This window comes from Winogradskyella undariae (genome assembly GCF_013285155.1).
GTDB classification, from domain to species: domain Bacteria; phylum Bacteroidota; class Bacteroidia; order Flavobacteriales; family Flavobacteriaceae; genus Winogradskyella; species Winogradskyella undariae.
On the sequence record NZ_JABTEL010000004.1, the window covers coordinates 73,556 to 87,232 of the forward strand.

At 32.1% G+C, this 13,677-nt stretch carries 16 protein-coding genes; 13 read left to right on the plus strand and 3 right to left on the minus strand.

The window, feature by feature from the left end; translation table 11 throughout:
- Positions 1-141: 141 nt before the first annotated feature.
- Together HSX10_RS06820 and HSX10_RS06825 are read right to left on the minus strand one after the other, a co-directional pair.
- Entirely contained in the window at positions 142-1,437 is a 1,296-nt protein-coding gene (locus tag HSX10_RS06820; protein ID WP_173587466.1) for a branched-chain amino acid transport system II carrier protein, read from the minus strand.
- 3 nt (positions 1,438-1,440) lie between these two features.
- Entirely contained in the window at positions 1,441-2,991 is a 1,551-nt protein-coding gene (locus HSX10_RS06825) for a serine hydrolase (protein ID WP_173587467.1), read from the minus strand.
- Positions 2,992-3,084: 93 nt separating this feature from the next.
- On the opposite strand from HSX10_RS06825, the gene HSX10_RS06830 reads away from it, so the two are divergent.
- The 3 genes from HSX10_RS06830 to HSX10_RS06840 all read left to right on the plus strand — a co-directional run bounded on the left by HSX10_RS06830 (position 3,085) and on the right by HSX10_RS06840 (position 4,481).
- Positions 3,085-3,861: an alpha/beta fold hydrolase gene (locus tag HSX10_RS06830; protein WP_173587468.1), complete on the plus strand. Its 777-nt coding sequence runs from the start codon at positions 3,085-3,087 to the stop codon at positions 3,859-3,861.
- A 65-nt stretch (positions 3,862-3,926) separates the two neighbouring features.
- Entirely contained in the window at positions 3,927-4,169 is a 243-nt protein-coding gene (locus HSX10_RS06835; protein WP_173587469.1) for a DUF1660 family phage protein, read from the plus strand.
- Positions 4,170-4,250: 81 nt separating this feature from the next.
- A complete protein-coding gene (locus tag HSX10_RS06840; protein ID WP_173587470.1) occupies positions 4,251-4,481 on the plus strand; it encodes a DUF1660 family phage protein in 231 nt (76 codons plus the stop codon).
- Here HSX10_RS06840 and thiL read toward each other — a convergent pair.
- Complete coding sequence (gene thiL / locus HSX10_RS06845; protein ID WP_173587471.1) at positions 4,465-5,517, minus strand: thiamine-phosphate kinase; 1,053 nt, start codon at positions 5,515-5,517, stop codon at positions 4,465-4,467. The genes HSX10_RS06840 and thiL overlap by 17 nt on opposite strands.
- Before the next feature lie 298 nt (positions 5,518-5,815).
- Between thiL and HSX10_RS06850 the strand changes: the two genes are divergently transcribed.
- The 10 genes from HSX10_RS06850 to HSX10_RS06895 all read left to right on the plus strand — a co-directional run bounded on the left by HSX10_RS06850 (position 5,816) and on the right by HSX10_RS06895 (position 13,670).
- Positions 5,816-6,055: a hypothetical protein gene (locus tag HSX10_RS06850; protein ID WP_173587472.1), complete on the plus strand. Its 240-nt coding sequence runs from the start codon at positions 5,816-5,818 to the stop codon at positions 6,053-6,055.
- A gap of 147 nt (positions 6,056-6,202) precedes the next feature.
- A complete protein-coding gene (locus HSX10_RS06855; RefSeq protein ID WP_173587473.1) occupies positions 6,203-6,532 on the plus strand; it encodes a HesB/IscA family protein in 330 nt (109 codons plus the stop codon).
- Positions 6,533-6,597: 65 nt separating this feature from the next.
- Positions 6,598-8,046, plus strand: a complete 1,449-nt coding sequence (gene sufB / locus HSX10_RS06860) for a Fe-S cluster assembly protein SufB (protein WP_173587474.1) — start codon at positions 6,598-6,600, stop codon at positions 8,044-8,046.
- Between the two features lie 63 nt (positions 8,047-8,109).
- Entirely contained in the window at positions 8,110-8,520 is a 411-nt protein-coding gene (locus HSX10_RS06865; RefSeq protein ID WP_173587475.1) for a hypothetical protein, read from the plus strand.
- Positions 8,521-8,524: 4 nt separating this feature from the next.
- A complete protein-coding gene (sufC, locus tag HSX10_RS06870) occupies positions 8,525-9,277 on the plus strand; it encodes a Fe-S cluster assembly ATPase SufC (RefSeq protein ID WP_173587476.1) in 753 nt (250 codons plus the stop codon).
- 93 nt (positions 9,278-9,370) lie between these two features.
- The gene (gene sufD / locus HSX10_RS06875) at positions 9,371-10,684 is read left to right on the plus strand and encodes a Fe-S cluster assembly protein SufD (RefSeq protein ID WP_173587477.1); all 1,314 of its coding nucleotides are present in this window, start codon (positions 9,371-9,373) and stop codon (positions 10,682-10,684) included.
- Between the two features lie 60 nt (positions 10,685-10,744).
- Positions 10,745-11,959, plus strand: a complete 1,215-nt coding sequence (locus HSX10_RS06880; RefSeq protein ID WP_173587478.1) for an aminotransferase class V-fold PLP-dependent enzyme — start codon at positions 10,745-10,747, stop codon at positions 11,957-11,959.
- A gap of 45 nt (positions 11,960-12,004) precedes the next feature.
- Positions 12,005-12,826, plus strand: a complete 822-nt coding sequence (locus HSX10_RS06885; protein ID WP_173587479.1) for an META domain-containing protein — start codon at positions 12,005-12,007, stop codon at positions 12,824-12,826.
- A gap of 33 nt (positions 12,827-12,859) precedes the next feature.
- Positions 12,860-13,282 carry a SufE family protein gene (locus HSX10_RS06890; RefSeq protein ID WP_173587480.1) on the plus strand — a complete coding sequence of 141 codons (423 nt, stop codon included), beginning with the start codon at positions 12,860-12,862 and terminating at the stop codon, positions 13,280-13,282.
- A 61-nt stretch (positions 13,283-13,343) separates the two neighbouring features.
- Positions 13,344-13,670, plus strand: a complete 327-nt coding sequence (locus HSX10_RS06895) for a DUF59 domain-containing protein (RefSeq protein WP_173587481.1) — start codon at positions 13,344-13,346, stop codon at positions 13,668-13,670.
- Positions 13,671-13,677 lie beyond the last annotated feature (7 nt).

Genomic DNA, 13,677 nt, shown 5'->3' on the forward strand with positions numbered 1-13,677 from the left:
TTATGATACAAATGTAGAGGTGACATTTGGAATAAACATAAAAATTAAAAAAATAGTTATTTTTTACACAGTTTGTTAAATATATAACAAAAATAGAATAATTAACCGTGTAATTAAGACTTTAGAAGAAATAAATGACCTCTATTTCTTTAGTTGAAAAACAGAAACACTCAAAAAAGTAATAAAAGAAGGTAATACCCAACCTAAACTATAATTTGCCATAGGGATATAATTCGTTATACTTTTTAATCCTTCAGTAGGACTTAAAAAACCAATAACATCTGGAATGCTAAATAAAATTGTAATGACAACAACCGCTCTAAAAACTAAAGGAGTTGCTATTTTTTCTGGTAAGACATTCAACAAAATAAGAATGATAGTAATTGGATATATAAATAATAACACCGGAATACCCACTAGAATGATAGAATTAAAATCTAACTGACCAACTACAACTCCAAATACACAAGCTAGAACTGCCGAAATAATATAAACCGTTTTAGAATCATTAAGTAAACCTTTAAAATAATCTGCAGTACCAGCCACGATACCAATAGCTGTAGTTAAACAGGCTAATGAAATTAAAACACTAAGAATCGTGTTTCCAAATTCACCTAAGGAAGCAATACTAATACCACGCAATAAATTAGCACGTTGCATATCATTACTTAATCCTGAATCTATAGAAATATCCGAACTGTAATAAGCACCAACAGCAATTAAACCAGCATAAATAACAAAAAGACCTAACCCCGCTATAAAGCCCGACTTTCTAATTAATGTTCGTTTAGAACTATAAGCCTCGACTGACATGTTTTTAAAATTTAAGGACACAATAATCACAGCACCTACAACAACAGAAGCAATAGCATCAAAGGTTTGATAGCCTTCTAAAAAACCTGTAATAATTGGTGTTTTAGATTGTGAAACTCCTGTATTAAATTCTGAAGAAGCCAAAGCAATACCAATAACAGCCAATAAAAGCAACACAATAAAAGGCGTTAAAAATTTACCGATAACATTAAGAATTTTTGCCCGGTTAAGCACAAAAATCAAAACCAAAGAGAAATAAATTGAACTTGTTAGTAAAGGACTTGTTCCAAAAGCAGGAAACACAGCAACTTCATGTGTTGCCACAGCAGTTCTTGGTGATGGAATAGCAACAGCAATGACATAAATTAAGATACAATAAATTACACTAAAACTTTTAGATACTTTTTTGCCAAAATCAAATAGTGTTCCTTGTAATCTTGAATGAGCGAGAATCCCGAGAATAGGAATAACAACAGCTGTAATCATGAAGCCAATGGTTACTAAAAACCAATTCTCTCCTGCATTATAACCTAATAATGGCGGAATTAATAAATTTCCTGCTCCAAAAAATAAAGAGAACAGACCAAAACTAGTTATTAAAAGTTCTTTACGTTGAATATTCACTTACTACTTTTTCTTAAGTTCTAAATCTCCAAAATCGAAACTAAAATCGGTAATTGGAGCAATGTAATTCATTGTTGCAGAAACAGCTTCTCCTTTTTCATTAAAGGTAAATTGGACATAAACATCAGCATCAAAACTTCGATTATTCCACTTAGCCACAAAAGTTGTTGAATTATATGGTAATAACTCACCAAATAACTGGGAAGATCTTACACTCTTAATTGTATATCCTTTTTTAGCTTCATGAGAAATAACAATATCCCCAAACCAATCATCCGCATAAGTCCCCACAATCTGTTCTGGTTTTGGTATCGTTTTTAATTTCTTTGCTTTTTTTACTTTAGCATACACCTCAGCTTTTACACTATCATTAAATTTAATGTAATCAGCGTTTCCTGAACCATAATTCTCTAACCAATTTCTATTGCCATAACCTAAATAAGCATCTTTAATAGTATTTGTAATGGTACTAAAAGCAGAACCATTCATTTGGTTGGTTAAAACAACAATCCCTAAGTCTAAATCCGGAATCATTGTAAACTGAGTTACGGTACCTAATAAACCACCGGTATGATAAACTTGTTTATGTCCACCTTTTACATCAGAAACAAACCAACCTAAACCGTAACCTTTAAAGTTAGAATTATAAGAATCATTTGGATACACTTTTAATGGGGTTTGTAATTGCCAAAGCTCATGAAATTGTTTTTGGCTCAATAGACGCTCTCCATTTTTAGTTACAGCATTATTCATTAAAAACTGAGACCATGTTAGCATGTCTGTAATATTACTTACAATTCCACCAGCTGGGTTTGCAAGCGCACTCCAATCATGCGGAATCTGAATAACCTCACCTTCAGTCATTGTATGCGCATCAATAATATTCGATTTATCGGTAACACGATTGTATGATGCTTTACTACTTGTCATTCCAACAGGTTGCAAAATTTTAGTTTCAATAAATTCTTCCCAAGACAAACCACTTACACGTTTTAAAACTTCACCCGCAATGATAAACATGTTATTATTATACTTAAACTGACTTCTAAATGAACTTTCAGGTTCTAAATACTGAACATTAGCAATAACATCGTCAATTGTAAAATCTCCTCCCTCAGGAAAAAACATTAAATCACCTGCACCTAAACCCAATCCGCTACGATGTGTTAATAAGTCTCTAACCGTAAATTGCTCAGTTACCCAAGCATCATGAAGTTTGAATTCTGGAATATACTGACGAACTTTATCATCCCAATTCAACTTACCCGCATCCACCATCATTGCTAGAGCAAAACATGTAAATCCCTTACTATTTGAAGCGATGCCCACTAAAGTCTCGTCATTCATTTCCTTTTTATTAGTCAATGAACGTACACCATGACCTTTAGAATAGATAATTTTCCCATCCTTATAAATACCAACAGAGATACCAGGAACATCAAACGTGGTTAATGTTGCTTCAATTAAGCTATCTAAGGATTGTTCTTTAATTTGTGCATTTAACAAGAAAACTGAAACAAATAGAACCGAAGTAAAAAATCGTTTTAAAAACATGAAATGAAAATTTAATTTTGAATGCCACCAAAGATACTAAAATGTTATAATGATTAATGGTCCATAATGTTTTCAAAATATATCTTTGCTAATATGATTTTAGACTATAAAAACAGCACCATACATTTTACTACCGAAGGAAAAGGACAATCTGTTGTTTTACTGCACGGTTTCTTAGAAAGCGTAAATATGTGGAATGATTTAGTTCCAAAACTAACTAACGCACACCAGGTTATTTGCATCGACCTCTTAGGTCACGGACAAACAGAATGTTTAGGTTATGTACATACTATGGAAACTATGGCCGAAGCCGTTTTTGCTGTTTTAGAATATTTAAATATTGAAAAGGCACACTTTATTGGCCATTCCATGGGTGCTTATGTTGCTTTAGCTCTCGCTGAAAAACACCCAAATCTATTTAACGGACTCTGTTTAATGAATTCTACATTTGAAGCCGATACAGAAGAACGAAAACTAATTAGATCTAGAGCTTGTAAAATGGCACAAACCAATTATGAAGCTTTAGTAAAAATGTCCTTTGCTAATTTATTTACAGCTGAAAGTAAAATTAAACATGAAGCCGATTACAATAAAGCACTTCAGCAAGCCTTATTAACACCTGTTCAAGGTTACATTGCTGCACAAGAAGGTATGAAGCTACGGCCAAACTATATAAAACTCTTTAAAAAACTACCAATAAATAAAATTATAATTATTGGAGAGGAAGATGGCTTAATAGATAGCGATTCTCTAACTCTTCAAATTAAAAACACAGATATAGATTACGCACTAATATCCGGTGGACATATGAGCTATATTGAAAATAAATCAGAATTAACCTACGTATTATTACACTTTATCGAAAAATAAAGTCTTTTAACGCTTTGTTTTCGTATATTTTTTATGTTTACGTAAGAAAATTAAATATCACAAGTATGGCACCTAGCAAAATCTACTGTGATTTATTTGGTCATAACTACGAAATCACCAAAAAAGTCACTAACCACGTAAACGAATACACTTGTAAATGCTGCAAAAAACAGTTAACTACAGGTAGTAACGGAAAGCTCACAGAATTAACACCTAAACATCAGGACATAAACTCTGCTTTAGAGCGTATATACAACCATAAGTCGTTACGTTTAAAGCAAAAAACACTCCGTTCGTCGATTTATTAATTGTTGATAACTTTTTTTCTACTATTTTTCTTACATTCCAATTCCATTTAATAGCGCACTAACTCCTAAGAAGACTCGTTAATGAAAAAACTTTATTGCGCATTGTTTGGACATAAATACAAAGTGTCCAAAAATGTAACCTATCACGTAAAAGAATATCGATGTAAAAATTGTAAAACTGAAAGAACAATTGATGGTGACGGAAAATTTATTCCTTTAACACCAAAATTTAAAGAAATCAACACCGTACTGAATCAAGTACACAACAAGCGACTAGAGAAAGGGCAAAAAGTCTTTATGATTGATCTTTAAGCGCATTCCAACCTTTAGCTATAATAGGAATTTTCTCTTCACTTCTAGTAACTAAATGCATTCCTCTGTCTTCTTCTGTCATAAAACCAATAACAGTTAAATTAGGATTTGCCTTAATTTTAGGAAAATCTTCTTGAGATATAGTCATCAATAATTCATAATCCTCGCCACCACTCAAAGCAATTGTAGTACTATCTATATTAAATTCTTCACAAGTAGAAATAACCTGAGGATCTAATGGAATCTTATTTTCATAAAGATCAACACCTACCTTACTTTGCTTACATAAATGTATCACTTCTGAAGATAAACCATCACTCACATCAATCATACTCGTTGGTTTAACATCTAATTCTTTAAGTAATTCAACAATATCCTTACGAGCTTCAGGCTTTAATTGTCTTTCTATAATATAAGTATACATCGACAAATCTGGTTGATTTTGCGGATTCACTTTAAAGACTTCTTTTTCGCGCTCTAAAACTTGTAATCCCATATATGCTCCACCTATATCTCCAGATAGAACTAACAAATCATTAGGTTTAGCACCAGATCTTAAAACTTCATCACCTTTTTCAACTTCACCGATAGCGGTAACAGAAATAATTAAACCAGAAGTTGAAGAGGTCGTATCACCACCAACGACATCTACATTGTAAACTTGAGCAGCAGTTGTAATACCTGCATATAATTCTTCTAAAGCCTCTAAAGGAAAACGGTTAGATACAGCTATAGAAACAGTAACCTGAGTTGCTGTTGCATTCATAGCATAAATATCAGAAAGATTAACAACAATAGCTTTATAACCTAAATGCTTTAACGGCGCATAACTCAAATCAAAATGCACACCTTCGACAAGTAAATCAGTAGAAACAACAACTTGCTTCTTACCAAAATTAAGTACAGCAGCATCATCACCAATACTTTTAATTGTGGATTTCTGTGTGACTTTAAAATGTTCAGTTAAGTGCTCAATTAGTTTAAACTCTCCTAATTCACTCAAAGGAGTTCGCTGTGGGTTTTTATCTTCAATCATAATGCAAAAATATTATGCTTTTTTTTAATAAGCTGAATTAAAACAATTATTTATAAAACAATTTAATAATAATTTAAAGACACCAAACAGAACAACGGCTATAAACAGTTAATAAAAGACACTCTAAACAACTTAAATTCAAACCTTAATAATTCATTTCCGATTAAAAAAACATAAGGTTTTTGAGATAAATCGACTCAAAACCAACAAAACAAGTGCATTTCATCGAAAAATTAAGCACTTCAACCTGTAGCAATCAAAATTTATATAAATTGCTCACCCCCAAACACCCTAACTAATGAAACCTAAGACTACCAAAGCTCTACCTTGTGCTATTTTTGGCCATAATTATGTAAAATCTAAAACAAATATAGATCACACGATAGAGATGACATGCACACATTGCGACACAGTTGTTGTTACAGATCATCATGGAAATTTTGAAAACAATACTGTTGCAAACAAACAAATATCAGAAACATTACAAGAATTATATCGACTTACAAAATGCATCGCAAAAACAAAAGTCGCATCCTAATTCACTTTTCTACTTGGCCTTTACTTGGTTAACCTACTATAGTCAACGCTTATCTAACCATATACTAATATAATGTTAGTACCTATGGTTAAACACTTGCTATATTGTATATTTGCATTCTATTTAGAATTAATCTAGCTATGAAATATGATTAAAGTCTCTGAACATGCAAAAAAGAAAGTCATAGAACTTATGACTGATGATGGCTTCGACCCAAGCACCGATTTCGTTAGAGTTGGTGTAAAAAGTGGTGGTTGTTCTGGTTTATCTTACGATTTAAAGTTTGATAAAACACAACTAGAAGACGACAAAATCTTTGAAGTAAATGATATAAAAATCATTGTAGACAAAAAAAGCTTCCTTTATCTCATTGGTACAACCTTAGAATATTCGGGTGGACTAAATGGAACAGGTTTCGTATTTAATAACCCTAATGCAAATCGTACTTGTGGTTGTGGAGAATCTTTTTCTCTTTAAATCAAGAAATCAAAATTACCTCAACCTTCCAATTCGGAGAAGCTTAAACAAACGTAAAAATTATTATGAGTAAATATACAGAAGACGATCTTAGAGAAGAATTAAAAACCAAAGAATACGAATATGGTTTTTTCACAGATATAGAATCTGAAACTTTCCCTATTGGTCTAAATGAAGAAATTGTTATCGCTATTTCTAAGAAAAAAGAAGAGCCAGAATGGATGACCGAATGGAGACTAGAGGCTTTTAAGGCTTGGAAAGAAATGACCGAACCAGAATGGGCAAATGTACATTACAAGAAACCAGACTTTCAATCCATAGCATATTATTCTGCACCAGTTGCAATAGACCCTAATAAAACATTAGACGATGTAGACCCAGATCTATTAGCAATGTATAAAAAGTTAGGGATATCTGTAGATGAGCAGAAAAAAATGAACAATGTTGCAATGGATATTGTTGTAGATTCTGTTTCTGTAGCAACTACTTTTAAAAAGACTTTAGCTGAAAAAGGAATTATTTTTATGTCTATTTCTGAAGCTATAAAAGAGCATCCAGAATTAGTAAAAAAATATATAGGAACAATTGTACCTATTAAAGATAACTTCTATGCGGCTTTAAATTCTGCTGTATTTAGTGACGGATCATTCTGTTATATTCCAAAAGGTGTAAAATGCCCAATGGAACTGTCTACTTACTTCAGAATTAATCAAGGAGGAACAGGACAATTTGAAAGAACACTTCTTGTTGCAGACGAAGGAAGCTATGTTTCTTATTTAGAAGGTTGTACTGCACCAAGCAGAGATGAAAATCAGTTACACGCTGCTGTTGTAGAGCTTATTGCTTTAGATGATGCTGAAATAAAATATTCAACAGTACAAAACTGGTACCCTGGAAACTCTGAAGGTAAAGGTGGTGTTTACAATTTTGTAACAAAAAGGGGGCTTTGTGAGAAAAACGCAAAAATTTCTTGGACACAAGTTGAAACGGGTTCTGCTGTAACATGGAAATATCCTAGCTGTATATTAAAAGGTGATAATTCAGTAGGTGAATTTTATTCTATTGCTGTAACTAATAATTATCAGCAAGCAGATACAGGAACTAAAATGATTCACTTAGGTAAAAACACAAAATCAACTATTATTTCAAAAGGTGTTTCTGCTGGTAAGTCACAAAACTCGTATCGTGGATTGGTTCAAATAGGACCTAGAGCAGATAACGCTCGTAACTTTTCACAATGTGATAGTTTATTAATGGGTAACGATTGTGGCGCACACACATTCCCATATATAGAAGCAAAAAACAAAACAGCAAAAATAGAACACGAAGCAACAACAAGTAAAATTGGTGAAGATCAAATTTTCTATTGTAACCAAAGAGGTATTGATACTGAAAAAGCTATTGCATTAATTGTTAACGGTTTTAGTAAAGAGGTATTGAATAAGTTACCAATGGAATTTGCAGTTGAAGCTCGTAAATTATTAGAGATTAGCTTAGAAGGTTCTGTTGGATAACAAACCAAAAGTTGGTCACTAAGCTTAGTTGAAGCAAAAGTATTATAGATATAAAATTTAAATATGAAAAAAATCAACTTAATCATCGTTTTAGCTTTAGCATTATTTGCTTGTAAAAACGAACCAAAACAAGAAGAGGTAAATCTAGAAGCAAATCGTGCAAAATCTTACGATCAAAACGATGGCTTTATTACTTTAAGAGGTGAATTTGTGTATTACGGAGATGCAGCAGTATTACAAACAGCAAATGAAATTTACGGTGTGGTAATAGACCAGAATATGCACCAACTAGATAAGCAAGTAAAAGCTTATAAAAAAGAAGATACAGATATGGTACCTGTTACCGTCAGAGTTAGAGAGTTTGAAAAAAACGAAGGCGAAGAAGGATGGCAGTACCGAGTAGAAATAAAAGAAATTTTAAAGGTGGAAGCACCTGATCCAGAATCAAAAGACGTTATAAAATTAGCAAAATAAGACTATGTTAAAGATTAATAATTTACACGCAAGTATAGGAGATAAAGCCATATTAAAAGGAATAAATCTTGAAGTAAAAGCAGGAGAAGTTCATGCTATTATGGGACCAAATGGTTCTGGTAAAAGTACTTTAGCTTCAGTAATTGCAGGTAAAGAAGACTACGAAGTTACTGAAGGTTCTATATTATTAGAAAATGAAGATATAGAAGATTTAGCTGCAGAAGAAAGAGCACACAATGGCGTATTCTTATCATTTCAATACCCTGTAGAAATACCTGGAGTTAGTGTAACTAATTTTATAAAAACAGCTATTAACTCTACTCGTAAAGCTAAAGGTTTAGAAGATATGCCTGCTAAAGACATGTTAAAAATGATTCGTGAGAAATCAGAATTACTAGAAATTGACCGTAAGTTTTTATCACGTTCTTTAAACGAAGGATTTTCTGGAGGAGAAAAGAAAAGAAACGAGATCTTTCAAATGGCAATGTTAGAGCCAAAATTAGCCATTTTAGATGAAACTGATTCAGGTTTAGATATCGATGCTTTACGTATTGTTTCTAATGGAGTTAATAAATTAAAATCTAAAGACAACGCAGTAATTGTAATTACACACTACCAACGTTTATTAGATTATATCGTACCAGATTTTGTTCACGTTTTATTAAACGGAAAGATTGTAAAATCCGGAGGTAAAGAATTAGCACATGAGCTAGAAGAAAAAGGTTACGATTGGATTAAAGAAGAAGTAAACGCATAAGCTTAGCTTGTCATTCCTGAAAAATCAGGAATCCATAATAAACTTATAAGTTAACATTAAAAAGATTCCTGCTTTTGTAGGAATGACAGAAATATGGAATTAAAAGAAAAATTAGTATCGTCATTTATGGCATTTGAAGATAATGTAGATGTACACTCTTCTATACATGACATACGAACAGAAGCTATAAAAATATTTGAAGCAGAAGATTTTCCTACTAAAAAACAGGAAAACTGGAAATATACATCATTAAATTCCGTTTTAAAACAGGATTATAGTGTATTTCCTAAAAGCGAAAAAGCACTTGAATATAAAGATGTTAAAGAATATTTTATCCATGAAATTGATTCGTATAAAATCATTTTTGTAGACGGAAAATATTCATCACACCTATCTCAAACAACACACGATGGTTTAGATGTCTGTTTAATGTCTGCTGCTTTATCTAAGCCTAAATACAAAGTAATCATTGACAATTACTTTAATAAAATAGCTAACAAAGACAGCTTATCTTCTTTGAATACTGCATTCTCTATGGAAGGTGCTTACATCAATATTCCAAAAAACAAAGTTGTAGATAAGCCAATTCAAATTATACATTTTTCAACAGGTAACGAAGCTGCAATGCTATTACAACCTCGTAATCTAATTGTTGTAAATGAAAATGCACATGTGCAAATTATTGAACGTCACCAGAGCTTAACAGAAAATGCTGTTTTAACGAATTCTGTGACTGAAATTTTTGCTAATAAACGTGCCATAGTTGACTATTATAAAATTCAAAATGACAACCAAAGTGCCTCTTTAATTGATAGTACTTTTATTAACCAAAAACAAGAAAGTTTAGCCAAAGTGCATACATTTTCTTTTGGAGGTAAATTAGTAAGAAACAATCTTGAATTCTACCAAAACGGTGAGCGTATTGATTCTACAATGAAAGGCATAACCATTATTGGTGATAAGCAACATATAGACCATAATACTTTAGTGCATCATATTGAACCAAATTGCGAAAGTCACCAAGATTACAAAGGTATTTTTGATGATAAATCTACAGGGGTATTTAATGGTAAAGTTCTTGTTGAAAAATTAGCACAGAAAACAAATGCTTTTCAAGCTAATAACAATATTTTAATTAGCGATAAAGCAACTATTAACACAAAACCTCAACTTGAAATTTTTGCAGATGATGTAAAATGTTCTCACGGTTGTACTATTGGTCAATTAGATGAAAGCGCAATGTTTTACTTACGTTCTCGTGGTATTCCAGAGAAAGAAGCTAAAGCATTATTAATGTTTGCATTTAGTAATACCGTTTTAGATTCTGTTAAAATTCCAGAAATGAAAACAAGAATTACTAAACTTATTGCCGAAAAATTAGGCGTAAATATTGGGTTTGATTTATAAACTAAAATTTTAAACCTGTTTTGTTTCAACAGCACGACAGGTTTTATATTTAAATAAACTATGTTCGACGTACAAAAAATAAGAAAAGACTTCCCTATCCTTAATCGTAAGGTTAACGGAAAACCATTAGTATATTTTGATAACGCCGCAACATCGCAAACACCTCAGCAAGTTATAGATGTTATTGTAGATTATTACACAAACTACAATGCAAATATTCATAGAGGCGTTCATAGTCTAAGCCAAGAAGCAACAGACGCTTATGAGCAAGCACGTATTAAAATTCAAAAACATTTTAATGCCAAGCAACCCTACGAAATTATTTATACAGCAGGTACAACTCATGGTATTAACTTGGTTGCTACAGGTTTTACTTCATTATTAAATAAAGGCGATGAGATTATAGTATCTGCCTTAGAACACCACAGCAATATAGTGCCATGGCAAATGCTTTGCGAACGCACAGGTGCAATTTTAAAGGTCATTCCTATGAATCAGGATGGCGAATTAATTCTACCAGAATTTGATGCTTTACTAAACGAAAACACAAAATTAGTCTTTGTAAATCATATTTCTAACGCTTTAGGAACTATAAACCCTATTGAATATATTATAGAAAAAGCACATAGTGTTGGAGCTGCTGTTTTAGTAGATGGCGCACAATCTTGTCCGCATTTAAAACCAGACGTTCAAGCATTAGATGTTGATTTTTATGTTTGTTCTGCACACAAAATTTGTGGACCAACTGGAGTAGGCGTTCTTTACGGAAAAGAAGAATGGCTTAAAAAATTACCACCCTACCAAGGTGGTGGTGAAATGATAGACCAAGTAACCTTTGAAAAAACAACTTACGCTGGACTACCACATAAATTTGAAGCAGGAACACCTAATATCTGTGGAGGTATTGCTTTTGGAGCTGCTTTAGATTACATGAATAATATTGGCTTTGATACTATTGCTAAATATGAAAATGAACTTTTAGATTACGGTACAGAAGAATTGCTTAAAATTGAAGGCGTTAAAATTTACGGTACAGCAAAAGAAAAAACCTCAGTAATCTCTTTTAATGTTAGCACTATTCACCCTTATGATATCGGAACTATTTTAGACAAAATGGGTATCGCAGTTCGTACAGGTCACCATTGCGCACAACCTATTATGGATTTCTACAAGATTCCAGGAACTATAAGAGCTTCCTTTATGTTCTACAATACTAAAGAAGAAATTGACGCTTTTATTGTTGCGCTTAAAAAAGCAATCATGATGCTTTCTTAAACCTTGGCATTAAAAGTGTAACTTAAATCGTTAAACACTTAACAGATGAAATTTTTACTTAGTTTTTTTACCTTTATTTTGACATTCACCTCTTGTGATTCGTCTAAAAAAGCCCTTGAAAACAGCAAACAAATGCAAGAAACACCTTCGGGCACCTATTACATAAACCAAATTGGTGATAACGATGCCTCTTCAAACAAAATAGCTATTCATTTTGATGAAGCTACAAATAAAGTTACAGGATTTTCTGGGTGTAATAATTTCTTCGGATCATATAATGTAGACGGCAACAACATCAGCTTTTCTAATATTGCTACTACAAAAAAAATGTGCAGTAAAGATGTTAATGCCATTGAAAAACAGGTTCTAAAACACTTAAATTCTATCAATACTTTTTCTATCAAAAATGATGTAATTTCATTTTCAAATAATGAAAAAGTATTAATAACAAAAATACCTCAAACTATTCCTTTAGAAAAAAATAAAAAAAGCGATATCAATTACCAGACCTCTGTTAATTACAAATATTACTCAAGAAACTCTTTTGATTATATCCTTATTTCAAAAGATCAAATTTTAATTTCAAAAGACGAAAGCCTTATCAATAATGAGACCTTTCAAATTGAAACAAAGGATTGGGAGGCCATAAACGAATTAGTAGAAGCTATTGATTTAGAAACACTCTATAAGTTAACACCACCATCTACAAAACATCAATATGATGGAGCACCGCACGCAAATCTGTCTATTACTGTTGGAGACCAAATGTACATGACAAAAACTTTTGACCACGGTAATCCACCACAAGCTATTGAAAATTTAGTTAATAAAGTGTTATCCGTAAAAGAAAAACTAGCAAAGCAATAGCGATTTTGTAATTTTGCCACAAACAATGAGACTATGACTATTGAAGAAGTACAAAACGAAATTATTGACGAGTTTTCTATGTTTGAAGATTGGGAGGAACGTTACCAATACATGATAGATCTAGGTAAAGACTTACCAATAATAGAAGAAAAATATAAGACCGAAGATAATATTATTAAAGGTTGCCAAAGTAAGGTTTGGGTTCATGCCAATATGCAAGACGATAAAGTAAACTTTACTGCAGATAGTGATGCCATTATAACTAAAGGTATTATTGCGATATTGATCAGAGTATTTTCTAACCAGCATCCTAAAGCAATCCTTGATGCAAACACCGATTTTATTGATAAAATTGGCTTAAAAGAACATTTATCACCAACAAGAGCTAATGGCCTTGTAAGCATGATAAAACAACTAAAATTGTATGCTATTGCATACCAGACACAATTGAATTAAGTTTAAATATTAGAGTTTTACATCACTAAACTCTAAATCTTTAAACACATAAACTAAAAAAATGAGCGATAATACTATAGATACGGCAGAATTAGGAGAGAAAATCCTTAGAGTTTTAAAAACAATATACGATCCAGAAATCCCTGTAGACATCTACGAACTAGGATTGATCTATGATGTTTTTATAAATGAAGATTATGAGGTTAAAATCTTAATGACACTAACAACGCCTAATTGTCCTGTTGCAGAAACTTTACCTTTAGAAGTGGAAGAAAAAGTGAAGTCTCTCAACGAGGTTAAAGATGCTGAAGTAGAAATTACTTTTGACCCACCATGGTCTCAAGAATTAATGAGCGAAGAAGCCAAGTTAGAGCTTGGAATGCTTTAATTACAAT

What these genes read in the sequence shown, in the direction of transcription:
- HSX10_RS06825 (WP_173587467.1), bottom strand. Translation starts at nt 2,991, where the DNA reads ATGTTTTTAAAACGATTTTTTACTTCGGTTCTATTTGTTTCAGTTTTC.
- HSX10_RS06830 (WP_173587468.1), top strand. Translation starts at nt 3,085, where the DNA reads ATGATTTTAGACTATAAAAACAGCACCATACATTTTACTACCGAAGGA.
- HSX10_RS06835 (WP_173587469.1), top strand. Translation starts at nt 3,927, where the DNA reads ATGGCACCTAGCAAAATCTACTGTGATTTATTTGGTCATAACTACGAA.
- HSX10_RS06840 (WP_173587470.1), top strand. Translation starts at nt 4,251, where the DNA reads ATGAAAAAACTTTATTGCGCATTGTTTGGACATAAATACAAAGTGTCC.
- thiL (WP_173587471.1), bottom strand. Translation starts at nt 5,517, where the DNA reads ATGATTGAAGATAAAAACCCACAGCGAACTCCTTTGAGTGAATTAGGA.
- HSX10_RS06850 (WP_173587472.1), top strand. Translation starts at nt 5,816, where the DNA reads ATGAAACCTAAGACTACCAAAGCTCTACCTTGTGCTATTTTTGGCCAT.
- HSX10_RS06855 (WP_173587473.1), top strand. Translation starts at nt 6,203, where the DNA reads ATGATTAAAGTCTCTGAACATGCAAAAAAGAAAGTCATAGAACTTATG.
- sufB (WP_173587474.1), top strand. Translation starts at nt 6,598, where the DNA reads ATGAGTAAATATACAGAAGACGATCTTAGAGAAGAATTAAAAACCAAA.
- HSX10_RS06865 (WP_173587475.1), top strand. Translation starts at nt 8,110, where the DNA reads ATGAAAAAAATCAACTTAATCATCGTTTTAGCTTTAGCATTATTTGCT.
- sufC (WP_173587476.1), top strand. Translation starts at nt 8,525, where the DNA reads ATGTTAAAGATTAATAATTTACACGCAAGTATAGGAGATAAAGCCATA.
- sufD (WP_173587477.1), top strand. Translation starts at nt 9,371, where the DNA reads ATGGAATTAAAAGAAAAATTAGTATCGTCATTTATGGCATTTGAAGAT.
- HSX10_RS06880 (WP_173587478.1), top strand. Translation starts at nt 10,745, where the DNA reads ATGTTCGACGTACAAAAAATAAGAAAAGACTTCCCTATCCTTAATCGT.
- HSX10_RS06885 (WP_173587479.1), top strand. Translation starts at nt 12,005, where the DNA reads ATGAAATTTTTACTTAGTTTTTTTACCTTTATTTTGACATTCACCTCT.
- HSX10_RS06890 (WP_173587480.1), top strand. Translation starts at nt 12,860, where the DNA reads ATGACTATTGAAGAAGTACAAAACGAAATTATTGACGAGTTTTCTATG.
- HSX10_RS06895 (WP_173587481.1), top strand. Translation starts at nt 13,344, where the DNA reads ATGAGCGATAATACTATAGATACGGCAGAATTAGGAGAGAAAATCCTT.